Source organism: Peribacillus alkalitolerans (genome assembly GCF_010882125.1).
Taxonomy (GTDB): domain Bacteria; phylum Bacillota; class Bacilli; order Bacillales; family DSM-1321; genus Bacillus_BN; species Bacillus_BN alkalitolerans.
Window position 1 is genome coordinate 14,443 of the sequence record NZ_JAAGVZ010000020.1, and the last position, 24,326, is coordinate 38,768.

Sequence of the window (24,326 nt, forward strand, 5' to 3'; positions counted from 1 at the left end):
AAGAATATGTATATTAACGCAAAACAAGTATGTTTGGTTTGCCACACCACTCTTAGAATAGGTATACTTGTTTTGGTACGTTATACATATGGAGGTAGTATAAATGATTAATCAAGAGCGTTTACTTGCAGAGTTTTTAGAGCTTGTGCAAATTGATTCTGAAACGAAGTTCGAAACGGAAATCTGTAAAGTGCTGAAGGAGAAGTTCTCTGCACTTGGTGTTGAAGTTTTCGAAGATGATACAACTGCTGTAACAGGACACGGTGCTGGAAATTTAGTTTGTACACTTCCAGCTACTAAAGATGGAGTGGATACTATTTACTTCACTTCCCACATGGATACTGTCGTGCCTGGTAAAGGTATCAAGCCTTCTATCCAGGATGGATATGTAGTGACTGATGGTACTACAATCCTAGGTGCTGATGATAAAGCAGGTTTAGCTGTCATGCTTGAAGCAATCCGTGTTCTAAAAGAACAAAATATCGCTCATGGAAAAATCGAGTTTATTATCACTGTAGGGGAAGAGTCAGGTTTAGTAGGCGCTAAAGCCTTAGACCGCAATTTGGTAACTGCTAAATTTGGCTATGCTTTGGATAGTGACGGTAAAGTAGGTAACATTGTGGTAGCAGCTCCTACTCAAGCGAAGGTGTCTGCAGTAATCAAAGGAAAAACAGCTCATGCAGGTGTAGCACCTGAAAAAGGGGTATCTGCTATTACGATTGCAGCAAAGGCTATCTCTAGAATGCCACTTGGCAGAATTGATGAAGAAACGACTGCAAACATCGGTCGATTTGAAGGTGGAAGACAAACAAATATCGTTTGCGACCATGTTGAAATTTTAGCTGAAGCACGTTCACTTATCCCAGAGAAAATGGAAGAACAAGTGCGTAAGATGAAGGAAGCTTTTGAATCCGCTGCAGAGGAAATGGGCGGCAAAGCGATCGTTGAAATTCAAGTCATGTACCCTGGTTTCAAATTCGGCGACGGAGATCACGTTGTGGAAATCGCGAAAAAAGCAGCTACAAAAATCAATCGTCCAAGTGAATTGCAACAAAGTGGCGGTGGCAGTGATGCTAACGTAATTGCTGGCTTTGGAATCCCAACTGTAAACTTGGCAGTTGGATATGAAGACATCCATACAACAAATGAAAGAATGCCTATCGAAGAGCTTGTAAAGCTTGGGGAAATGGTTATTGCCATAATCGAAGAAGTATCAGGGGAATAATATCAACATTTGTTCCGAGTAAAGATTATGAACATAAAAGGAGTATTTGCTATGAGGCAGGTACTCCTTTTCAATAAATAAAGGGAGGGTGAAAAGATGAATAACTTAGATAAAATTGTGGTTTTTAATTGTGGCAATGAGGAGTACGGTATGTCCATCCAACATGTGATTTCAATCGAAAAACCTGGACCATTGACACCTATCCCTCAATTTCCTTCCTATGTAAAAGGGATGAGCAAAATTCGTGATAAGGTATTACCAATACTTGATCTTCGGACTGTCCTATATGGTTTCGACACAGATCCGATTGCAGTGGAAGCAAGATGGATTATTCTTCAGAATAAAGATTTTGTATTTGGGCTTATTTGTAGTCAAGCAAAAGAAATAATAGAAGTATCTGATTCCTCTATGACAAAGTTGGGGTTGACCGGCTATAAAAAGACAGAGTATTTAAAAGGTGTAGCAAATATTAATGGAAGATTGATTACCATTATTGATCATGCTCAGTTATTACACTCTCTTGATGGAATGAATCAATTAGAGGACTATGTTAATGCGGCTAAAGAATCATAATAAGTCCGGCTCGGGGTTGTAAGAAACAACTCAATGAGTCAGGGCTTTTCTTTTTTACAACCTATAAAATTAGTAGTATAGTTTTAATTAGTATCAGATACTAATAACTACTCATAATTCGGAGGGAACTTTGCTTTTAGATACGCAACAAATAAAAGATGTCATAAGGCATCGCTATCCATTTTTATTAGTGGATCGAATTATAGAGCTTGAAGTAGGAAAAAGGGCAGTGGGAATAAAAAACGTTTCAGCGAATGAAGAATTTTTCAACGGACATTTTCCTGATTATCCTGTGATGCCTGGAGTGTTAATAGTAGAAGCGTTAGCTCAAGTAAGCGCAGTTGTAATGCTGACAAAAAAGGAAAATGAAGGACGATTGGGTTTGTTAGCGGGAATTGATCATTGTCGCTTTAAAAGACAAGTAAAACCAGGAGATCAACTTATCTTGGAAGTAGAAATTACAAGATTAAAAGGTCCGATAGGCAAAGGCAAAGGAATCGCCAAAGTAGATGGTGAACTAGTGTGCGAAGCTGAATTAATATTTGCTTTTGGTGATTGATGAACCACATCCATGGGAAGTTTCCATACATTTTGGTAAAATAGATGTATGGAAAGGAGGGTAGAGTATGAGTCAATACTATCCAAAGAATGGTAGAGTGATTTTGCATGTTGATATGAATAGTTTTTACGCATCTGTGGAAATGTCATATGATTCTAATCTCAGGGGAAAGCCAGTTGCAATCGCTGGAAATACCGAAGAAAGAAGAGGCATCATCATTACTTGTAGCTACGAAGCAAGAAAACTCGGTATTAAAACTACCATGCCACTTTGGGAGGCGAAAAAACTCTGCCCGAGCCTTATTGTCCTTAAGCCGAATTTTGAGCGATATAGAAAGGCTTCAGAGGCTATGTTCCATTTACTCCGTCAATATTCAACATTAGTGGAACCAGTTTCGATAGATGAAGGATATGTGGACATAACCCAATCTTCCCATCTTGGTTCACCACTAGATATTGCTAAAAGTATTCAATTCAGACTTAAAGATACAATGGATCTGCCGTGTAGTATTGGTATTGCTCCGAACAAATTCCTTGCAAAGACTGCATCAGATATGAAAAAACCGATGGGAATCACCATTCTAAGAAAAAGGGATGTTTCATCCAAAATTTGGCCATTACCTTGTGTAGAGATGCATGGAGTAGGGAAAAAAACGGCAGAAAAGCTCGCGACAATCGGTATCATAACAATCGGTGATTTGGCGAAAGCGCAAGACATACAACTGAAAGCCCTGTTGGGGATAAATGGAATTCGTTTGAAAGAAAGAGCAAATGGGGTTGACCAACGTGAAGTAGACCCGGAATCTATCTATGATTATAAAAGTATTGGAAATTCAACTACATTACCGAAAGATACGACAAATCAAAAAGAGTTGGAACAAGTAATTAAGCAACTTTCTGAAAAGGTTGCCTATCGCTTGGCAAAAAAATCATTAGTAGGTTTAAAATTAGGAGTGACGATCCGGTATAAAGATTGGAAGACCATAACTAGAAGCACGACTCTCTTAAACCCAATCTTTAAAGCTAACGATATCCACATGAAAGGGATTGAAATATTCCGAAAGAACTGGAATGGAGATCCCATTAGGCTACTCGGTGTAACGGCTCTGGAAGTGGAAGAAAAAAGCGCTGCGATCAAACAGCTAGATTTGTTTTCTTTTCAAGAAGACGCCAAAGAAGAACCGCTTATATCTGCCCTTGAAAAACTACAAAGTAAGTACGGAAAAGGGATCATTTCAAAGGGGGCTATAGCACCTAAGGGGAATAATGGAACTTTTATGGGTGCTGAGACCAGCTTTAGCAAGGACTTCTTCGACAAAGGTCAATGAAAGCTTTAACTTGCGTGGATTAGGTAAAATTGCTACAGTAATATGAGTTTAATATCCGTATTTTCAAATCGAAAGGATGTATAAAACATGTCAAAACAACAAATCGGTGTGGTTGGTCTTGCAGTAATGGGGAAAAACCTTGCCTTTAATATTGAAAGCAGAGGGTATTCTATTTCTGTTTATAACCGTTCAAAGGAAAAAACAGATGAAATGATGCAAGAGGCAAAGGGTAAGAATGTTAAGCCTACCTATACAGTGGAAGAGTTTGTACAATCTCTAGAAACACCCAGGAAAATTCTATTAATGGTCAAAGCTGGCGCGGCTACCGATGCGACAATCGAAGCATTAAAACCGCATCTTGATAAAGGCGACATCTTAATTGATGGTGGGAATACATATTTTGTAGATACACAAAGAAGAAATAAAGAACTAAGCGAATTAGAGATTAATTTTATCGGTACAGGAGTATCCGGTGGAGAAGAAGGAGCTTTAAAAGGGCCTTCAATCATGCCAGGCGGTCAAAAAGAAGCTTATGAACTTGTGGCTCCTATTTTTAAAGAAATTTCGGCAAAAGTAGATGGAGATGCATGTACTACATACATTGGCCCAGATGGAGCAGGTCATTATGTGAAAATGGTGCATAACGGAATTGAGTACGGGGATATGCAACTAATCTCTGAATCCTATTTCCTTTTAAAAAATATCCTTGGTTTATCTGCAGAAGAACTTCATAAGGTATTCGCAGATTGGAATAAAGGAGAACTTGATAGCTATTTGATCGAAATCACTGCAGATATCTTCAAGAAATATGATGATGAAACAGGCAAACCAATGGTAGATGTAATATTAGATAAAGCTGGTCAGAAGGGAACAGGGAAATGGACAAGCCAAAGTGCATTGGATCTAGGCGTTCCACTTCCAATTATCACAGAGTCCGTATTTGCACGTTTTATTTCTGCGATGAAAGAAGAGCGTGTTGCTGCGAGTAAACTACTGAATGGACCTGTGAATGAAGAGTATAAAGGCGATAAGGAAGCTTTGATTGAAGCGATTCGCAAAGCACTATACATGAGTAAAATCGTTTCATATGCCCAAGGATTCGCACAAATGAGAGCAGCTTCTGAAGAATACGGCTGGGATTTAAAATATGGTGAAATCGCGATGATTTTCCGTGGAGGCTGTATCATTCGAGCGCAATTCCTACAAAAAATTAAAGAAGCATATGATTCTAACCCAGAATTGAAGAACCTACTATTAGATCCTTACTTCAAGGAAATAGTAGAAAGCTACCAAAAAGCACTTCGTGAAGTAATTTCCTTAGCTGTTATGAATGGTATTCCTGTTCCTTGTTTCTCATCAGCGCTGGCATACTATGATAGCTATCGTACTGAAACATTGCCAGCTAACCTTCTTCAAGCACAAAGGGATTATTTTGGAGCTCACACGTATGAGCGTGTAGACAAACCAGGTGTGTTCCATACAGAATGGATGAAATAATTTAAAAATGCACCGGGGAATTTCTCCGGTGTTCTTTTTTTAAGCAAAAAATACAAAAGTCCTATTACCAAGTTCATGAATTTGATGAAATTTAGACATAAAAGATAGTGACCATGACTCTTTTTACCATACTCCCTAACGTTTAAACTAAGCTTATTAGGGGAAATTACTCTCACAAAGGCATTAGACGGAAGGTGAAGGTTCATGACTACAATCCTATGGATTACTATCATTGTTCTTGTTGTCCTGGCCATTGTCGAAACTGCTGCTAACTACTGGCTAAAAGCATTTACTGCAGATGAGGTATTATTGGATTCGCGTGTTATTAATGAAGAGGATGTCTCTTGAATAGAAAAAAGGATGGTTGTTATCCATGTAAATGGACCACTACCATCCTTTTTTTACTTTCAGATACCTTCTATCAAAACAATTCTTGCAGGAGCTGCGTCAACATCTTGTAGTTTTAGTGGTAAAGCGGCCATAAAGTATTCACCTTCTGGCACTTCCTTTAATTGCAAGCCTTCCATAATAATGATGTCTTGTCCCATTAAAGCACGATGAGTAGGATGACCTTCTTGGGCTCGCTCAATGCCTAAAGCATCGATTCCGACTCCTTCGATACCCTGTTCTACTAAGAACTCTGCTGCATCATGAGCTACAAAGATAAATTCAAAATTGAATTCGGTATCAAACGAATTTTTTGTTTTGAACAAAATAAAATCGCCTTTATTGATACCTTTGTCTTGAATATCTTCCTTTGTGATTCTATCAGATACCCCTTTTAAATCGATAACCTTTGCATGTCTTACTAAACGTTCAATGGAGAGACTCTCAATGGTGCTACCCTCATTCATCATGTGTAAAGGAGCATCAACGTGAGTCCCAGTGTGGACATCTATGGAGATGCGTGATTCAGTTACATGAGCGTTAGTGACAGTCGAAATCTCTGGTTGTTTTTCTGGTTTATTTTTATATACAGGCATTCCTTTAAAGATGGGAGCCGTTACATCATATATCTTCATATATGCCCTCCTAATTTAGCAATTATCTACGTCAAACTCTTCAATTGGCCACCATGTATGACCATCCTTTTGTAATAAATCATCTGAACTTTGGGGACCCATCGATCCAGAAGCATAATTAGGGAATGACTCTTCTTTTGCGTTTTCCCATGCTTCAGAAATGGTATCTACAAACTTCCATGACAATGCCACTTCATCCCAGTGAGTAAAGTTGGTTGCGTCGCCACGCATGCTATCATATAATAGCTTTTCATATGCTTCTGGTGTGTTCATCCGATCCACACTTTTATTAGCAAAGTTCAACCTAACTGGTGTTGTAGTCATGCTTTGACCTGATTTTTTGGCATTCAAGTGAAGAGTGACACCTTCTTCAGGCTGAATATGGATGACCAGTAAATTCGGATTCAATGTTTCCTTTGTATTGTAATAAAGGTTCATTGGAATATCTTTAAATTGGACAACTATTTTCGTGGACTTCGCAGCCATTCTTTTTCCCGTACGAATATAGAATGGTACGCCTGCCCAACGGAAATTATCAATCATAAGCTTTCCAGCAACATAGGTCTCAGTGTTGGAATCAGGAGAAACCATTTGCTCATTAGGATAAGCAGGAACTTCCACCCCATCAACTATGCCGCTATCATACTGTCCACGTACAAAATAATCTTTCACATCCTCTACATTCATAGAACGGAATGATCGCAGTACTCGGACTTTTTCGCTTCGAATCTCTTCAGTGTTTAGTCTAATTGGAGGCTCCATTGCTAAAAGTGCGACCATTTGTAACATATGGTTTTGTACCATGTCACGCAGAGCTCCACTTTTTTCATAATAGCGACCGCGTTCTTCCACTCCGAGTGTTTCACTCGAAGTAACCTGGATATTGGATATGTAGCGATTATTCCATAACGGCTCAAACAATGCATTGGCAAATCGAATTACTTCAATATTTTGTACCATTTCTTTTCCAAGATAATGGTCAATACGGTAAATCTCATCTTCAGCAAAAGCGGTACGAATCCTGCGGTTCAATTCTTGGGCAGATTCGAAACTATGTCCAAAAGGTTTTTCAATTACAAGGCGTTTAAAGCCGTCTGTATCGGTCAAGCCTTCTGATTTTAAACTTTCTGCTATTGTGCCAAAAAATTCTGGTGCCATAGCCATGTAGAATAATCTATTGCCTTCTAAGTTGTATGTAGAATCAAGCCCTTCAGCCAATGATTTAAGTTCACGGTATGAAGCAGCGTCAGTTACATCATGTGAATGGTAGTAGAAATGGGAGATGAATTCATCAATCTCAACATTCTCGCCGATATAAGTCAGGATTGATTCTTTAACGGATCTTTGGAAGTCTTCGTTACTAAGTTGTCGTCTAGCAACTCCTACAACAGCAAAACGCTCAGTGATTTTCCCTTTTTTGTAGAGTCGGTATAATGAAGGGTAGAGCTTTCGGTTCGCTAAATCACCGGTTGCTCCGAATAGCATGATTAATGCAGATGGTCTTTGTTTGTTACTCACGTTATGGAACCTCACTTTTCTATTTAAACTCGAATAATTACAAATTAAAAATACCCCATACAAATATATAATTTTAAAGATTAAGTCACAGTAAATCAATCATTATGACACACTATATCCTAAACTTTTGTATATAATGTCGAAAAATGCTTTTTCTAAAGAACTATTTTAAAGAACATTGTGGCTTTGGTAATATGTTGATTGGAGCGGAAATCATCAGGATAGGTAAACATTCCTGAATAATATAAAAGGCTAATAATAGAAAATGGGTAAATGAAGGTAAAAAACTGGAACTCGATTTTGGTAGTTTCTCCATTTTTATATAGGATATTACTTTTCAATAAGATAGTATCAGTAATGCTTTTAAGACAGTGTTGAAACATTAATAAGTTTAAGGTTATTCTTAAGGATAGTCATGAACAGTTGGAGTGATTTGTTTGGATATCGTATTTCTTGGGACAGGGGCAGGTGTTCCAGCGAAAAAAAGAAATGTTTCTTCTCTTGCTCTTCAATTATTAGAGGAGCGTAGGGCAGTATGGTTGTTTGATTGTGGGGAAGCGACTCAGCACCAAATTCTACATACTTCCGTTAAGCCTAGAAGAATTGAAAAGATTTTTATCACTCACCTACATGGTGACCATATATTTGGATTGCCAGGTTTATTAGGAAGTCGATCTTTTCAAGGTGGAACTGAACCACTCGTTATCCACGGGCCGAAGGGAATTGCGGATTTTGTATGGACCTCTTTAAAGGTAAGTGGTACACATCTTAAATATGCATTATCAATTGTTGAAAACGAAGAGGGAGTCATCTTTGAGGATGATTTATTTAAAGTGGAAACCAAACTTCTGGAACACGGTTTGCCATCATGGGGTTACCGCGTCATCGAGAAGGATCGACCTGGGGAATTAAAGGCGAATGATCTCATGTCACTTGGAATCAGACCAGGACCCATTTTCAAAAATCTTAAAAATGGAGAAACGGTTATTTTAGAGGATGGAAGGACCATTGATGGAACGGAATTTCTGAATCCACCGAAAAAGGGCAAAATAGTAACAATATTGGGAGATTCGAGATATTGTCGCGCAAGCGTTGAGTTATCCTTGGATGCCGATGTATTAGTACATGAAGCAACTTTTGCTAAAGTGGAAGAAGAGATGGCATATTCTTATTACCATTCGACTACTTCCCAGGCTGCTAGTGTCGCAAAAGAAGCCAATGTCAGCAAGCTTATATTAAACCACATTAGTAGTAGGTATGTTGGAAAAGACGTAGAAACACTCCTTGCAGAAGCTAAGGAAACCTTTGATGATGTCATAGTTGCTGAAGATTTGCTGAAGATTGAATTATAAAAATTAGAAAGGGTGCTTTGGTAAGAAATAAACTTACTTGAGCATTTTTTTGTTGTTTAAAAACTTTTTCACTTGAATTGCTGTATAATATTACCAAGAACGATTCTGTTTTTCAAAAAATAGAGGTGATGATGAATGGTGTTCAAAGTCAAAAAAAATCCTATTTTCGTGGTGTTAACCATTTTTTTATTATTTCTACCTGCCTTAATTATTAAGGATGGTGGTTTGGTTTCTATCCCAGTAACGATTATCCCGTTTGCATTAGGATTGTTTCTTACCTATGCATTATTCCAATCTTATTTAATAATTGAAAACCAGGATCTTGTAATTGTATATGGCCTGATAAAAAAAAGAATTCCAATCCGGGATATTAAAAGACTTTCATATACGTATAATCCTATTTCAGCACCTGCTTGGACATTTAAGAGATTGAATATTGAACAAAGCATACAGCAACTGTCTAGTGGGAATGTATTTTTATCTTATAATCTTGTTTCAGCACCAAAGAATGATCAATCATTTTTTCTTGAGATAAAGAAGAAGAATCCATCCGTAATATTACCAAATTAATTTATGAAGTATAAAAAATGAGGGTGACGATTAGTCACCCTCATTTCGTTTATTTCTTACCAACCACGAATATATGGGGTTGGCGCTTGAATGTCTACACCTAACTCGTTGGCTGCAGTTCTTGGCCAATATGGATCACGTAACAATTCACGAGCTATGAAGATCAGGTCTGCTCGATTGTTTTGAAGGATTTCTTCCGCCTGAATTCCAGTCGTAATCAATCCTACTGCACCTGTTGGAATATCAGCTCCATGTTTTATGGTTTCGCTAAAAGGAACTTGGTACCCTGGATAAGCATGAATAGGGGCTGGAACAACTGCCCCAGAGCTTATATCAATCAAATCGACACCATCTTCTTTCATCCATTTGGTGATTTCAATATAATCTTCTGGAGTCATTCCTTTTTCATGATAGTCGTTTGCTGAAATCCTTACAAATAAAGGTCCATCCCATACTTCTTTTACCGCAGTGATGATTTCTTTTAAGAATCGATAACGATTAACTGAAATTCCACCATATTCATCATTTCGAGTATTGGATAATGGGGAAAGGAATTCGTTGATCAGATAACCGTGTGCTCCATGGATCTCGATAACATCAAAGCCTGCATGCTTCGCGCGTGTTGCCCCTTCCTTAAAGGCTTGAACCGTTGAGACTATTTCTTCAATAGTCATTTCTACGGGAACTTTGCTTTTCTCATTAAATGCAATGGCTGAAGGTGCAATAATCGTACCTTCGACTGTTGCTTTTCTTCCCGCATGTGCAAGCTGAATACCTGTTTTCGCCCCTTGTTCTTTCATTAATGATACTAGCTCTTTAAGTCCATCAATGTGTTGATCATCCCAGATTCCTAAATCGTGATCTGAAATTCTACCTTGAGGAGTAACGGCTGTTGCTTCAAGAATTATTAGTCCAACTCCTCCGACCGCTCGGGAAGTATAATGTGTTCTATGCCAATTTTGAACTTTCCCATCACTTTCATGGCTCGAATACATACACATCGGTGACATGACTATACGATTTTTAAAGGTTACATCTTTCACTGTAAATGGTGAAAACAGCTTTCTCTCCATTTTTCTCACTCCTTGACTTTTCCTTTTATACCCAAGTCAAGTATATCAATTCTTGTTTAGTGTTCCAAAAATTTAGCCTGTTAAAGTGGCATTGATTTTGATTGGATTTCTAGGCTAAGCTGCTCTCCCAATCTCCTGGATTGTTTTGTTGCTTCTTTAATGCAATGTATGAAAGCTTGCTGTACACCATGTGAAGTGAGAATATTAATGCCAGCTTCTGTAGTTCCACCTGGGCTTGTGACTTCTTTTCGAAGTATAAAAGGATCTTTATCTGAAAGACTTAACATCTCAGCTGCCCCCAATAAAGTCTGGACTATCAATCGTTTGGCAGTTTCTTTTTCAAGACCTGTTTCCATCGCTGACTGCTCCATAGCTTCAACCAAGTAATATATATAGGCAGGACCGCTTCCTGATAGTCCTGTGACAGCATCTAATTGTTCTTCTGTAACAGTGGTTACAATACCAACGGTTTCAAGTAATTTGGAGGCTAGTAACGATTGTTCAGGTGTAACGTATTTATTTTTGCTCATCGCTGTAGCGGAGCGACCAACAGCAGCAGAAGTGTTAGGCATTGTACGAATAATCGCAATTTCATTGCCAAGGATTTGTTCCAAACTATCAATTGATACACCTGCTGCAACTGAAATGAGAAGTGTGTCTTTTTTATAATGTTTTTTTACTGTCGAAAGAGCAGTATACACATCCTTTGGCTTGACAGCTAGGATAATGATTTCAGCATCCTTCATGAGTTCCTCAACTTTTTCTGTTGTTTGGATATCATATCTATTTCGTAAAAAATTCAGTCTTTCTTTATCACTTTTATTCATCACACAAATGTCTGGGGGAAGAATCACACCTCTTGATATGATACCTGAAATAATTGCTTCAGCCATGGAACCTCCGCCTATAAAAGCAAGCTTGCTCATGGAAAGACCTCCTTTTTCGTTTTTAGTTTTTTAATAAAAAAAGACCCATCATCCTTGTTAAAAAGGACGAAAGGTCTTTGCTTCCGTGGTACCACCTTCATTCGTTGCTCAAAAAAATGCAACGCTGCTCGAATCCATTAACGCTGGAGTTACGGTTAGGTTTTCCTAACGGCTCATAAGGTAGGTTCGATAAAATAGTGGACTATGAAACCTTTCAGCCGGTGGGTCTCACTCTCTTTTGCCATATTTTATCTACTGGTCTTAATCATTGCCCTGTTTTAAGTTATTTGTGATTATGATGGATGGACAAGCTGCTTGTCAACATGTTTTTTTACTAATTCAAAATAAATTATTCGAAAATAATGACAATTGTGATAAGAAAAGGTAAACTTAATTCAATTATACGTTTCATTATAAATAATTATTCAAGAATCTTTTTTTAAAATAAAATTATTCCAATAAGAATCAGGTGATAAAAATGATTGATTGGCAAAATGACATTGCGAAAATAACCATACCAACCCCTTTTCCAGTAGGGGACGTACATGCATATATCGTTAAAGGTGAGGCTTTGACATTAATAGACGCTGGCCCTAAAACGGAAGAGAGTCGTCAGGCAATTGAAAATGCTTTAAAGGACCTCCGTTTAACGTGGAAGGACCTTGATCAGGTTCTCATTACCCATCATCATCCCGATCATTGTGGAGGAGTGGATTTTGCTCCAGCTGAATTGCCCTTCATTGGACATGAAAATAACCAACGGTGGCTTCAATTAACACAGGATTTTTTAGATGAACATGACTCATTTTACTATTCACTCGCCGAAGAAATTGGTTTGCCGAATGAGTTGAAACCTTTTATAGGAAAGGTAAGAAAGACACTTAAATATTCATGTGACCGTACGTTAAGCAATTATTTAAAAGATGGTGATTCACTACTTGGATTAGCAGGTTGGAAAGCGATTGAAACATTAGGGCATGCCCAAAGCCATCTGTCATTTTTCAGAGAAAGTGATGGAATGTTAATCGGCGGGGATATGTTACTGGAGAAAATTTCACCCAATCCATTACTAGAGCCACCTTTCAGGAAAGGCGAATTGCGTCCAAGACCTCAATTGCAATTAAATGAATCATTAAAAAAGTTAGCAAATCTTCCTATATCAGAGGTCTTTCCAGGACATGGAGATAATATAATGGATGTCCCTTCCCTTATTCAACATCGGCTTGAAGCACAGCATTCAAGGGCTATGAAAGTTCTTGGAATGATTGAAGAAACTCCATCAACGGCTTTTCAACTCTGTCAACGACTGTTTCCTAAAGTGTATTTGAAGGAAATTGGTCTGACCCTATCTGAAACAATTGCCCAACTTGACTATTTAATTGATTTAGGTGAGATTAAAGGAAGTCATACAGAAGCAGGTTTGATATATTCCGTGAGGTGAAAGATTTGAAGACCCTTGAACAAAAATGGGTGGTCATCACTGGGGCATCAGGAGGAATTGGAAGGGAAATCGCTCTTCAAGCAGCCTCCCATGGTGCAAACGTTGTACTATTAGCCCGAAGTATTGAAAAACTAAAGCAAGTAGAATTATTGATTAAAGAATCCTACAATGTTGAAGCTTTATCATTCCAATTAGATGTAGCAAATCCAAGTGAGGTTGAACTTGTTTTCACTGCAATCTATAAACAAGTTGATCAGATTGATATTCTAGTTAATAACGCGGGCTTCGGATTATTCAAGGAAGTTCATGAAGCAACATTAGTGGAAGTAAAAGAAATGTTTGACGTCAATGTACTTGGATTAATCGCTTGTACCAGTATGGTTGTGTCCCAAATGAGAAGAAGAAAATCTGGTCACATCATAAATATTGCTTCCCAAGCAGGGAAAATTGCTACACCTAAGTCGAGCGGGTATTCAGCGACCAAGTATGCCGTACTTGGCTTCACTAATAGTCTTCGTCTTGAATGTATGGATGACAATGTCTATGTGACAACGGTTAATCCTGGACCAATCGCGACAGATTTCTTTACTATGGCTGACCAATCAGGCACTTATGTAAAAAGTGTGGAGAAATACATGCTTAAACCTGAATATGTTGCCAAGAAAGTCGTTGAAAGCATGATGAAGAACAAAAGAGAAATTAATTTGCCAGGATGGATGAATGCCGCAAGTATTTTTTATACCTTATTCCCTAAAACTGTTGAGAGAATAGGGAAAAATGCTTTTTTTAAAAAATAGCTCTGTTAAAGCTTAAAGTTGATTGGAGTGGAAGGCGCCCGCCCCGCGGAAAGCGAGTGCCTGGAATGGGAAATCAACAGCCCCGTTTAACAGAGCCTAAAAAATAATACTGTATGGGACATTTTTAACCGTACCTTAATAGGTGCGGTTATTTATTATTGATAAAATACGCTGGTTCAGCTTAGTAACTGCACTTCGAAGTGCCTAAGGTAGAAACATAGTATAATTGGATGTACAAAGTATATTTTTATTAATGAGGATTCCATTATAATAACTTGAAACTAAAATGCATTAAATCCTGTCATATAAAGTAGAAAAAATGAGGTGAGAGTATGAAACGTCTAAGAATCTTACTGATGTCAATCGCGATATTTTTGGTAGGATGTCAAAATATAGGAAGCCAAAACACATCTTATGGTCCTTCCAAAGAAGGTTTTGTAACAGATGTGGTCAATGGGAATCAATTTTTGATAGGAGATACAGTCTTTCATGTAACCGATGAAACGATTTTAACAGATTCGAAGAATAAAAAGAGGAGTTTAGATGGAATCCAACTTGGGATGAAAGTCAAGGCATATCCCAAAGGCCCTATTGCTGAATCTTTTCCTTCAAACGCAACAGCTGGAAAAATAATTATATTGACCGACCAAAAAAGTTTAACTGAATCAGAAATGATGGACGATGTTTTAGACCAGTTAAGTCATTCAGTGGAGGATCGATTCATCATTACGAATGTGGATTGGCATGAAAGCGAACGTGTTTATGTCATGACGGTAATGAGTCGTTCAAATCTTGATAGCAGCTATAAAGTAACCGTATCGGCAGAAACTCATGAAATTCTTTATCAAGATGCTATCGAGGAATAAAAAATAGTAAATTCTTAAAACTTTTCTCAACCTTCAGAGTCTAATGGTTATAGACTCAAATTGGAAAGGGGGACTTCGCTCATGGATGTGGAAGGCGTGGTCCGACGTGCCCAAAAAGGGGACGATGTGGCTTTTTTGGAGGTTATGAACTTTTTTAAGATAGATTTGTATAAAATGGCTTTTGCTTTCCTGAAAAATCAAGAAGATGCTGTAGAGGCTGTTCAGGAAGTGACGTACCGAGCATATAAAAGTATCCGTCAGCTTAAGGAACCCACTTACTGCAAGACTTGGATTCTTAGAATTATGATGAATTATTGTAACGACTCATTAAAGAATAAGAAACGAATGATATTGGATGAAAAAAAGATTCTATTGCAAGGAAAGGAATCTGATTATTCATTCATTGAAATTGAGGAAGCTATGAATCTTCTAGATGAACGATCTAGAGAAATTATCGCACTTAAATATTTTCACGACTTACGTATAACTGACATAGCGATAATAATGGATTGTCCTGAAGGTACAGTGAAAACTTGGTTATATAAAGCATTGAAAGCACTAAGAGGACATTTAGGTGAGGAGAAGGGAGGGGTACGGAATGTTTGAAAGAGAAGAGGGTGTACTTGCTGAAATGAACAAGCAGTATCATGAAGTCCAAATTCCAATAGAGCAGATAGATACTGCAATTATGGGAGGACTAAATCGTGCTAAAAAAGAAGCAAAAGTAAGAAAGAAAAGAAAGCATATCCTGTTTCCAATTGTAGCAGCGGCTATCCTTCTAATGAGTTTCTTTACTTCGATCCGTATCTCACCTACCTTCGCAGATTTTGTATCTGTCCTTCCTGGCATGGAAAATGTAGTGGATTTAATTCGAAATGATAAAGGCCTTTTGGCAGCTGTTGAAAATGACTATCTTCAAGAAATTAATCAGTCTCAAGAAAAGAATGGGATAAATGTTACCATTAATTCTGTAATTGCCGATGAAAAGGGCATGGTTTTGTTTTATACCATTGACACTACGAAAGCGCATGAGTTACTAGACATTAAAGAGCCGACAATCCGCTCTTTGAATGGTTCTCCGATTAGTTTAGCATCACTATCCTTTGGAAGTCCGGAAATAAATGAAGGTTCAAATAAGCTTAGTGGAAATCTAGAATTTTTCTTCCAAGATGCAATTAATGCTAGTAAATTTGAAATTGATTTGAAAGTGAAAAAAAATAATCAAATAGAAACGTTTTCCATCCCGTTTGAATTAAAGAAGCCATTAAAACAAATGAAATCCTATCAAGTAGACGAAACAGTAACAGTTGAGGGGCAGCGAATCACAATCAAAGAGATTACCGTATACCCATTAAGAATAGCTATTCATCTTGTTATGGATCCTACGAATAGTAAAAAACTGTTAGAATTTCAAGATATTCGTCTGATAGATGAAAATGGAGAAACGTGGACGAAAATACAAAATGGCTCTACTGCAAGCCATATTTCCGCTCTTGAAAAAATCTTGTATTTACAGAGTAATTATTTCCGAGAACCAAAAGAGTTATATGTAGCATTCAATAAAATACAAGCCGTTGACAAAGATGAAGCATATGTTTTAGTCGATATGGAAAAACAAGTGATAATAAAGCAGCCAAAAGGTGAGAAGCTATCGGATTTTAAAGTTAACAATAAGGAATTTACTTTCATCTTGGAAACTACTGGGTATAATACCGACAATTCAAATGGGTTCAATTATTTTATCTTTTCCGATATTACCGATTCCACAGGAAAAATTATGGATCATAATTCATACATGACTACTACTGATGAGGGAAAACAACAAATGGGAGTCACTTTTGGAAATGACGTCTTAGCAACCTTTAAAAATCCAATCAGGCTTGAATTGTTTTTTTATCCATCATGGATAGAAAAAGAAGTGAAAGTAAAGATAAAGTAAAACAAACTAGACTAATTCAACAAAATCCTTTGAGAAATCAAGGGGTTTTTGTTTTTATAAAATATTAATTAATGTTTTATAGGAAAATAATTGATATCTCCTAAGGTTTTGCGATATAAATGTTATTTAAGAAGAAGTTACGGTAGGGGGATGTAATGGAACAGCAAGTAAAGTACGATATCATGGAAGTGTGTCTACTGGCAGGGAAAATACTTGCACAAAATGGTGCTGAAACTTATAGAGTAGAGGATACAATGATGCGAATAGCTGCTTCATTTGGTATACCAAACTCTCATAGTTTTGTAATACCAACGGGAATCATTTTTTCTATCGAAACTGCAGAGCCGACAAAAACAAAATTAATTAGAATTTCTGAACGGACGACGGATTTATTGAAAGTTACTTTGGTCAATCGTGTGTCTAGGAATATCAGTGAAGGCAAGCTATCAATACAAGAGGCTTATGAAAAACTACAAGAAATCGAAAAGGCCAAAATGTCATTTTCGGTTTGGACCCAGTTTCTCGCTGCGGCAATTTCAAGTGGTTGCTTCTTGATCATGTTTCAAGGCGGGTGGGTGGATTTTATTCCTGCAGTGATTACAGGAGGAGCGGGTTTCCTTGCCATGGCTGGATTACAACGAGGTATATCCATTAAGTTTTTTTCTGAGTTTTTGGCTTCCATAGTCATTGGGAGTTTAGCCTATACGTTTGTTCATTTCGGATGGGGATACGAGCTAGATAAAATTATTATTGGTTCAGTTATGCCGCTCGTTCCGGGCTTATTGATCACTAATGCTGTTAGGGATTTAATGGCAGGACATTTATTATCTGGTTTATCGAAAGGTGCAGAAGCATTTCTAACATCATTCGCAATCGGTGGAGGAATAGCAGTAGTGCTTACATTCTTATAGGAGGGCGGTTAGTCAAATGATGTTTATTGAGCAAATGATAACTAGCTTTGTGGCATCAGCCGCTTTCGGTATCATTTTTAACATTCCCAAAGATTCGGTGGTGAAATGTGGGTTTACCGGAATGGCTGGATGGATTTGCTATATTACATTGTCATATTTTCAGGTGGATATGATGATGGCTACTGCTGTTTCATCTTTTTTAGTAGCCATTATCAGTCTGATATTTGCCAAAAAATATAAAACACCTATCATCATTTTTACAGTAGGTGGAATTATTCCTCTTGTACCTGGTGGAATGGCATATGATGCGATGCGAAACTTTGTAGAGAATGATTACAATGCAGCCATCAATCTTGCGGCCAAGGCGTTTATGATCTCGGGAGCTATAGCAATAGGTCTTGTATTTTCAGAAGTGCTCCATCAGCTATACAGAAAAAGTCAAATGATAAAAAAAACTACATGAAAAAAGACTGGATTTGACCAGTCAATTGGGACATGAAAATGGACTCAATGATTGTTTTCATCTTTAGGTAAAGGATCAATCCGAACTGAATCCTTTATATTGACCGCGGATGTAATGGCGAGGATAAAGACTCCCCCAAGGCTGAACAAAATAAATAAAAAACCAATAATGATGAGAACTGATAATACCATTTGTTCATTCCCCCTTTATAACGTATATGACGTTTGAAGGGGGATTTTTCATTAAATTTCTTATACAGTTAAATATTCATATACAACATCATGGACAATCTCATGCACTTCTAATGAGGGCTGTTGTTTTCTTATCTGTTCCACTTGTTGTATTAAGTCTTTATAATCTTCATCCCCAACTGGGATGCTAGTTTGATTGTGGGCATATTGTAAAAAGCAATTTCTTATGTATTTTTTGATCAAGGCTTGATCCATTACACTACTCCTCTTTAATGGTTTCTAAAATGAGAATATCATATTGCTAATTGAATTTCTTTCTAATTTTAAATGTCCTGTGCTATTATTTAGTGATACGAAATAAGGGATGATACTACCTTGGGGAGGTTCACAAATGAATATAAGTAAAGACAGACTCTGGACAAAATCATTTATCCTTATTTTGGTAGGGAATTTATTTGTCTTTATGTCATTCCAAATGTTGATTCCTACTTTACCACCATATATAAAATCACTTGGTGCATCTGGATTAGAAATTGGTTTGGTCACTGCATTGTTCTCAATTGGGGCAGTTGTCATACGTCCGTTTATTGGATTTATGCTGGAGTACCGTAGCAGAAAACCACTCGTGATGCTTGGTGTTGTTTCTTTGTTCCTCATTACTCTTCTTTATCCTCAATCTACTATAGTATTTGTTTTCCTTCTTTTTCGCTTGATACATGGTTTAGCTTGGGGATGGTCAACTACAGTTAATGGTACAGCAGCAGTCGATGTCATTCCTAATTCAAGGCTCGGGGAAGGTATGGGGTATTTTGGGTTGTCTGTTTCTCTTGGAATGATCATTGCACCTAGCCTTGGAATATACTTATTCCACGTCACTTCGTTCTTTAATTTAATACTTATTTCAGCTGTACTTGGTTTGATATCGATCTTGTTGCTATGGATGGTAAAATACAAAACGCCGCAAGCAGTTGATAAAACAAAAAAAGAGGACTTAAAATTTTCTTATTGGGGCTCATTTATAGAAAAATCCAGTTGGTTTCCAGCTTTCATCACATTTTTGGCTTCGTTTGGATATGGGTCAGTTGTGACTTTCATTGTGATTTTTGGAGAAGAACGTCACATTGAGTCCATTTTTCTTTTCTATCTATTGAATGCTCTCATGGCTTCCGTTTCAAGACCGATTGCAGGGAAGTGGTTTGATTTGCACGGTCCCGTAGGTATTGTGACAGTATGTCTTGGATTTTCTTTTTCAGGTCTTTGGGTCCTATCATTAGCTCATTCTAGTCTTATGATTGCAATCTCAGGAGCTTTATTTGGTCTTGGAATTGGTTGTTTGATGCCAACCTTACAGTCATGGGCCTTGCAATTGACTCCAGACAATCGACGTGGTGTGACCAATGGAATGATCTTCTCTTCCATCGATTTCGGCATTGGTGTGAGCGGACTGGTTTTCGGGTTGCTTGCACAGTTTTTTACTATCGGAACAATCTTCCAAATTTCAAGCTTTTTCATTTTGTTAGCTACTTGTTTTATCATTTTTTATGGCAAGAAAATCATACACACATCCAAGGAAAGATTGTCAGCCTAATAGCATGTAACACATGGCTTCCCTCTCACGTCTATCAGTGAAAGGGGGCTTTTTTTATGAAAAAAGTAATGTACGGGATATTTTTGCTTTTTATTATAGGAGGAATTGGCATCACTTACTTCTCAACTGAACCTAAAGTTTTAGCGACCTGGAACGGAACAGAAGAACAGATTGTTTTGCCAAATGGGGTTTTGAAGGTCCCATTTACCCAGGAAATATCCTCTCATTCAGTTAATCCAAAAAACTTTTATGTAGAAGATGAAGAAGGAAATAAATTGGATGTGTTTTTATCATTAAGTGATGATGGAGAAACTGTTTCGGTGTCACCACCAAAAGGAGGGTACGATGGCAAGAAAATTACCCTTTATATTAAAAAAGGCATAAAAACTGAGATGGGAAGAAGCATTTCCAAGGGGCACTCCTTTTCCTTTAGTGTCAAAGAGGAATTGCCAGTTATCGGAAATGAAACACGCTTAAAAAAATATTTCACAGCTATATTAGAAGATCAGAAGAAGTCTGAAGGATTTTTCAGCGATGCTGCTAAGCAGGAGAAATCAAGCTCATCTGAAGACTCTGTTGGCGATAAAGGATATTCAGAAACAAACGTCCAGGTACAAGGCATAGATGAAGGAGATCATGTGAAAACAAATGGTACCAACATCTTTCAAATTGTAGAATCCTATATCAGAATCATTAAGGCAGTCCCTGCAAATTCTATGAAACAAGAATCCCTAATAACTTATGACTATACTTTTCACCCCGAGCAACTTTACGTGCATAATAATAAGCTTGTAGTAATTGGTCAAAGCTATCGTGAAGAAGTGATGAATAGAGAAGGAAGTTCAGAAAAGAAAATGATTCATCCAATGCGTGGGATCCAGACAACGAAAGTATTTGTCTATGATATTTCTAATCCAGCTAAGCCAACTGAAATTAGGGTACTAGAGACAGAAGGTAATTTTAATTCTTCCCGTAAAAAGGATGGGAAGTTATATGTGATAACTCAATATATGCCGGATCTTTGGTTAATGAGGGAAGATGATGGTCTTGAATTAAGGCCAATGATCTTTGATTCAAAAATGGATACTGAATTACATCCTGTTTCATATCGTTCAATTAAATACATGCCCAATTCAAAAGAGGCTAGCTATTCCAACATTACGACACTTGATTTAGATGAAACTAATAAAAAATCCCTTGTATCAACTTTCCTTGGAAGTGGTTCTGATGTATATATGTCAGATGATCATTTATTTTTTGCAGTGAGGAATTATTCCAATCAGCAAAATAAAAGAGCAGAAATCGGTTGGTTTTACTCACCTGATACAACGATATATAAATTTAGTATCAAAGGAATGAAAGTTACCTTTCAAGCATCAGCAGAAATTGAAGGGAATGTATTGAATCAATTTTCCATGGATGAGCATAAAGGGTACTTCCGGGTAGCCACTACAGAAGGAAATACATGGGATGAAAAAAGTCCATCTACAAACCACTTATTTATCTTAGATGAAAATCTTCATCAGGTAGGTAATCTTAAAGATTTGGCAAGAGGGGAAAAAATCTATTCTGCACGTTTTATGGGAGACCGTGTTTATATTGTGACCTTTAAGGAAGTCGATCCTCTCTTCGTCATAGATACAAGTAATCCAAAACAACCGAAAATTCTTGGTGAATTGAAAATTCCAGGCTTTAGTAATTATTTGCATCCCTATGATGAACATTATTTGATAGGTTTTGGACATGATACAAAAATCTTGGCAGATAAAAATAATAACGTACAGGGACAGCCTAGAATCGTTACCAATGGTGTGAAAATCTCTTTATTTGATGTGAGTGATTTCTCTAACCCAAAGGAAAAGTTCTCTCAAGTTATTGGAGATCAAGGGTCCTATTCTCCACTTAACTATGATCATAAAGCGTTACTTTGGAATAAAAATAAAAATATGTTCGCATTTCCTGTGTCAGTTTATCGTGATGTGAAGGGGACAGAGTTTGAACAAAAATTTGAATTCCAAGGCGGTTATGTCTATAGTGTCGATCCTACGAATGGGTTTTTATTAAAAAACAAAATTACCCATCAAAAGGGAACTCCATTCTATGAGGATTGGGAAGACGTCATCGATCGCTTTGTCTATATAGGAGATACCCTTTATTCCATTTCACCATATACCATTACTGCACATGATTTTACGACTTCCCAAAGATTAGGTACACTAGAAATTAAATAATTTATTTTCATAAGGAGTTTCGTAATGACAATCAGAAAAGCGAATATACAAGACAAGAAATATGCCGCAGAACTCATGTATTTAGCGATGCATGATATAGCTGAGGCTTTGACTGGGGAAAATGAACAACTATTAGTCCAACAGGGGCTAGAAGAGCTGTACTTGTTAAAAGGAAATCGGCTAAGTCATGAAAACTGTTTGGTGAAATGTGTGGACGACAAAGTAGTGGGTATTGTGATTTTATATCATGGAAGTCAAGCCCAGACCTTGGATCGCCCGATTCAGGTGAGGTTGTTTGCGAAATTGGGAAGTAATATTGAAATTGATTCGGAAGCGGATTTAGAAGATTTTTATATCGATACACTGAGTGTTTTTCCTGAACACGGTGGAAAAGGATATGGAACGGAACTCTTGAAACAGGCATTCTCTTTGGCATTAGAAAATCAGTATTCAACTATCTCATTGAATGCTGAAACAGAAAACAGCTCTGCCATCCGCTTATACAAAAGATTGGGTTTCAAAGAGAAAAAAGAAATTCGAATTAATAATTCAGATTATTATTACATGGTAAAAGAATTAGAAAAAACTGAGTGAACCCAGTTTCAGATTGTCGACAAAAGGTATCGAGAGTACGCTCTCTCGATACCTTTTGTCATTTTTGATATGTATGGTAGGCGAAAAGGTTGATTTCCGCTCCAGGCGCTTGCTTTCCGGGGGGCGTTCGCCCTTCGCTGCAATCAACTTCTCTAGTTCTTAGTTAACTTCTTTCATTGTAAAAGAAAAAAGACTGTAAGCAAATTCGAAATTCTTCGAGCTTGTCTACAGTCTGAAACTGAGTGAACTCATTTTTTTTGTTAATAAGGTTTGATAGTCATAGGATAAATGGCTGAAAATTGCTTGACTATTATACTGATAAAATGTATGATTTGGAAGTTTTACTATTCTTTTCATGGAAAATGGTTGAACATAATTGTATGAGGTTCGTTTGATATGAACATAATTTCAAAAAACGGAAAAAATATTACAAATTTCACTGAATTTTTGTTAACATAGATGAAAACGGTTACGAAATGGAGTAATATGATGCAGGAAAAATGGGACAAGGTCATCGAAGCAGCTAAATTATATTATTTACTTGATTATAACCAAAATGACATAGCTGGTATCTTGGGTGTTTCTAGGCCCACGGTTTCCAGGATGCTAAAAATGGCTAAAGAAGAAGGAATCGTTCAAATCACCATTCGCGATAATGGAACCAATTCAGAAGAACAGGCAAAAGCTATTCAAGAGAAATATGGTTTGAAAAAAGTGATTGTGACAACGATTCCTCAATATCAGGATTTAACCATTAAGTCACATCTTGGCCAAAGTGCTGCTGAATATTTAAATAGTATTGTTAAAGACGGGGATATTATAGGTGTAACATGGGGAACGACCGTTTATCACACAGCTGTGGAATTAAAGCAAACTTCAGTAAAAGATGTTACAGTTGTGCAATTAAAGGGTGGAGTAAGCCATTCTGAAACCAACACGTATGCATCTGAAATACTTTATTTATTTGGTAAGGCGTTCAATACAACCCCTCTTAATTTACCTCTACCAGCTATAGTGGACCATGTGGTCGTAAAACAAGCAGTCATGGCAGATAGACATATTGGAAGGACGATTCAAACTGGGAAAAATGCAAATATCGCATTATTTACTTGTGGTCCGATCAAGCATGATTCCCTATTATTTCAATTAGGATATTTCACAGATGAAGATTTAGAAATGATTGATAATAAGGCAGTAGGTGACATTTGTTCACGTTTTTTTGATGAAAATGGTCAAATTTGTAATCCTAGTTTGAATGAGAGAACATTGGGGATTGATTTAGTAGAATTAAAGCAGAAGGAATATTCAATCCTAATTGCAGGTGGAGCTCAGAAAGTCGAATCCATTAGCGCAGCCCTAAAAGGTAAATTCGCTAATGTGCTAATTACAGACCAATTCACTGCTCAAATGTTATTAGAAATGAAATTATAGTCATAGATACCCGCAATACATACTATCTTATGAAAATTTGTGGAAGCTCCTAAATACTTTGATTTACAAAATTTCAACAAACATATTTACATTTGTTCATAAGGTTGATATAGTATTGTTGTTTCAAAGAAAAGATGTAATTGATTCATATATATTTTTAGATCCTGCGCATGAAGAAATGTATTAGCGCAAACACTTTTATACATGAACTATTTCAAAAAGGGAAGTGGAC

At 37.1% G+C, this 24,326-nt stretch carries 25 protein-coding genes and 1 other annotated feature; of the genes, 19 read left to right on the plus strand and 6 right to left on the minus strand.

Going from position 1 to position 24,326, the window contains the following annotated elements:
• Positions 1–103 precede the first annotated feature (103 nt).
• From G3O09_RS18035 to G3O09_RS18060, 6 genes are all read left to right on the plus strand, one after another.
• Positions 104–1,225: a tripeptidase T gene (locus tag G3O09_RS18035; RefSeq protein WP_163102840.1), complete on the plus strand. Its 1,122-nt coding sequence runs from the start codon at positions 104–106 to the stop codon at positions 1,223–1,225.
• Between the two features lie 96 nt (positions 1,226–1,321).
• Complete coding sequence (locus G3O09_RS18040) at positions 1,322–1,798, plus strand: chemotaxis protein CheW (protein ID WP_163102841.1); 477 nt, start codon at positions 1,322–1,324, stop codon at positions 1,796–1,798.
• A 130-nt stretch (positions 1,799–1,928) separates the two neighbouring features.
• Positions 1,929–2,357: a 3-hydroxyacyl-ACP dehydratase FabZ gene (gene fabZ / locus G3O09_RS18045; protein ID WP_163102842.1), complete on the plus strand. Its 429-nt coding sequence runs from the start codon at positions 1,929–1,931 to the stop codon at positions 2,355–2,357.
• Between the two features lie 67 nt (positions 2,358–2,424).
• Positions 2,425–3,684: a DNA polymerase IV gene (locus G3O09_RS18050; protein WP_163102843.1), complete on the plus strand. Its 1,260-nt coding sequence runs from the start codon at positions 2,425–2,427 to the stop codon at positions 3,682–3,684.
• An 87-nt stretch (positions 3,685–3,771) separates the two neighbouring features.
• The gene (gene gndA / locus G3O09_RS18055) at positions 3,772–5,181 is read left to right on the plus strand and encodes an NADP-dependent phosphogluconate dehydrogenase (protein WP_163102844.1); all 1,410 of its coding nucleotides are present in this window, start codon (positions 3,772–3,774) and stop codon (positions 5,179–5,181) included.
• A gap of 204 nt (positions 5,182–5,385) precedes the next feature.
• Complete coding sequence (locus tag G3O09_RS18060) at positions 5,386–5,529, plus strand: hypothetical protein (protein WP_163102845.1); 144 nt, start codon at positions 5,386–5,388, stop codon at positions 5,527–5,529.
• A gap of 59 nt (positions 5,530–5,588) precedes the next feature.
• Here the strand turns inward: G3O09_RS18060 and G3O09_RS18065 are convergent, their stop codons facing one another.
• Both G3O09_RS18065 and zwf read right to left on the minus strand, forming a co-directional pair.
• A complete protein-coding gene (locus tag G3O09_RS18065; RefSeq protein ID WP_163102846.1) occupies positions 5,589–6,203 on the minus strand; it encodes a cyclase family protein in 615 nt (204 codons plus the stop codon).
• Between the two features lie 15 nt (positions 6,204–6,218).
• A complete protein-coding gene (gene zwf / locus G3O09_RS18070) occupies positions 6,219–7,688 on the minus strand; it encodes a glucose-6-phosphate dehydrogenase (protein ID WP_240338485.1) in 1,470 nt (489 codons plus the stop codon).
• A 470-nt stretch (positions 7,689–8,158) separates the two neighbouring features.
• Between zwf and rnz the strand changes: the two genes are divergently transcribed.
• On the plus strand, positions 8,159–9,073 hold the full coding sequence (gene rnz, locus G3O09_RS18075) for a ribonuclease Z (protein WP_163102848.1): 915 nt from the start codon (positions 8,159–8,161) through the stop codon (positions 9,071–9,073).
• 135 nt (positions 9,074–9,208) lie between these two features.
• Positions 9,209–9,643, plus strand: coding sequence for a PH domain-containing protein (locus tag G3O09_RS18080; protein ID WP_163102849.1), 435 nt, complete (start codon positions 9,209–9,211; stop codon positions 9,641–9,643).
• Positions 9,644–9,699: 56 nt separating this feature from the next.
• Here the strand turns inward: G3O09_RS18080 and namA are convergent, their stop codons facing one another.
• A complete protein-coding gene (namA, locus tag G3O09_RS18085) occupies positions 9,700–10,716 on the minus strand; it encodes an NADPH dehydrogenase NamA (RefSeq protein WP_163102850.1) in 1,017 nt (338 codons plus the stop codon).
• Between the two features lie 80 nt (positions 10,717–10,796).
• Positions 10,797–11,642 carry a pyrroline-5-carboxylate reductase gene (proC, locus tag G3O09_RS18090; protein ID WP_163102851.1) on the minus strand — a complete coding sequence of 282 codons (846 nt, stop codon included), beginning with the start codon at positions 11,640–11,642 and terminating at the stop codon, positions 10,797–10,799.
• 59 nt (positions 11,643–11,701) lie between these two features.
• Positions 11,702–11,920 (minus strand) — a binding site (T-box leader).
• Positions 11,921–12,120: 200 nt separating this feature from the next.
• Here proC and G3O09_RS18095 point away from each other — a divergent pair.
• The 7 genes from G3O09_RS18095 to G3O09_RS18125 all read left to right on the plus strand — a co-directional run bounded on the left by G3O09_RS18095 (position 12,121) and on the right by G3O09_RS18125 (position 18,059).
• Entirely contained in the window at positions 12,121–13,083 is a 963-nt protein-coding gene (locus G3O09_RS18095; RefSeq protein ID WP_163102852.1) for an MBL fold metallo-hydrolase, read from the plus strand.
• Positions 13,084–13,088: 5 nt separating this feature from the next.
• Positions 13,089–13,880, plus strand: a complete 792-nt coding sequence (locus G3O09_RS18100; RefSeq protein WP_163102853.1) for an SDR family NAD(P)-dependent oxidoreductase — start codon at positions 13,089–13,091, stop codon at positions 13,878–13,880.
• Positions 13,881–14,212: 332 nt separating this feature from the next.
• Positions 14,213–14,746, plus strand: coding sequence for a DUF3221 domain-containing protein (locus tag G3O09_RS18105; protein ID WP_163102854.1), 534 nt, complete (start codon positions 14,213–14,215; stop codon positions 14,744–14,746).
• 81 nt (positions 14,747–14,827) lie between these two features.
• Positions 14,828–15,352: a sigma-70 family RNA polymerase sigma factor gene (locus G3O09_RS18110; protein WP_163102855.1), complete on the plus strand. Its 525-nt coding sequence runs from the start codon at positions 14,828–14,830 to the stop codon at positions 15,350–15,352.
• Complete coding sequence (locus G3O09_RS18115) at positions 15,345–16,685, plus strand: DUF4179 domain-containing protein (RefSeq protein WP_163102856.1); 1,341 nt, start codon at positions 15,345–15,347, stop codon at positions 16,683–16,685. Before G3O09_RS18110 ends, G3O09_RS18115 begins: the two co-directional genes overlap by 8 nt.
• 155 nt (positions 16,686–16,840) lie before the next feature.
• Positions 16,841–17,596, plus strand: coding sequence for a threonine/serine exporter family protein (locus tag G3O09_RS18120; protein WP_163102857.1), 756 nt, complete (start codon positions 16,841–16,843; stop codon positions 17,594–17,596).
• 16 nt (positions 17,597–17,612) lie between these two features.
• Positions 17,613–18,059 (plus strand): threonine/serine exporter family protein, encoded by a 447-nt coding sequence (locus G3O09_RS18125; protein WP_163102858.1) that lies wholly within the window; start codon positions 17,613–17,615, stop codon positions 18,057–18,059.
• Positions 18,060–18,103: 44 nt separating this feature from the next.
• Here the strand turns inward: G3O09_RS18125 and G3O09_RS18130 are convergent, their stop codons facing one another.
• Together G3O09_RS18130 and G3O09_RS18135 are read right to left on the minus strand one after the other, a co-directional pair.
• Positions 18,104–18,250 carry a hypothetical protein gene (locus tag G3O09_RS18130; RefSeq protein WP_163102859.1) on the minus strand — a complete coding sequence of 49 codons (147 nt, stop codon included), beginning with the start codon at positions 18,248–18,250 and terminating at the stop codon, positions 18,104–18,106.
• A 60-nt stretch (positions 18,251–18,310) separates the two neighbouring features.
• The gene (locus G3O09_RS18135) at positions 18,311–18,505 is read right to left on the minus strand and encodes a YqzH family protein (protein ID WP_163102860.1); all 195 of its coding nucleotides are present in this window, start codon (positions 18,503–18,505) and stop codon (positions 18,311–18,313) included.
• Positions 18,506–18,641: 136 nt separating this feature from the next.
• On the opposite strand from G3O09_RS18135, the gene G3O09_RS18140 reads away from it, so the two are divergent.
• The 4 genes from G3O09_RS18140 to G3O09_RS18155 all read left to right on the plus strand — a co-directional run bounded on the left by G3O09_RS18140 (position 18,642) and on the right by G3O09_RS18155 (position 24,094).
• On the plus strand, positions 18,642–19,838 hold the full coding sequence (locus tag G3O09_RS18140; protein ID WP_163102861.1) for an MFS transporter: 1,197 nt from the start codon (positions 18,642–18,644) through the stop codon (positions 19,836–19,838).
• A 56-nt stretch (positions 19,839–19,894) separates the two neighbouring features.
• Positions 19,895–22,069 (plus strand): beta-propeller domain-containing protein, encoded by a 2,175-nt coding sequence (locus G3O09_RS18145; protein ID WP_163102862.1) that lies wholly within the window; start codon positions 19,895–19,897, stop codon positions 22,067–22,069.
• 24 nt (positions 22,070–22,093) lie between these two features.
• Positions 22,094–22,663: a GNAT family N-acetyltransferase gene (locus G3O09_RS18150; protein ID WP_163102863.1), complete on the plus strand. Its 570-nt coding sequence runs from the start codon at positions 22,094–22,096 to the stop codon at positions 22,661–22,663.
• A 486-nt stretch (positions 22,664–23,149) separates the two neighbouring features.
• On the plus strand, positions 23,150–24,094 hold the full coding sequence (locus tag G3O09_RS18155) for a sugar-binding transcriptional regulator (protein WP_163102864.1): 945 nt from the start codon (positions 23,150–23,152) through the stop codon (positions 24,092–24,094).
• Positions 24,095–24,326: the final 232 nt, after the last annotated feature.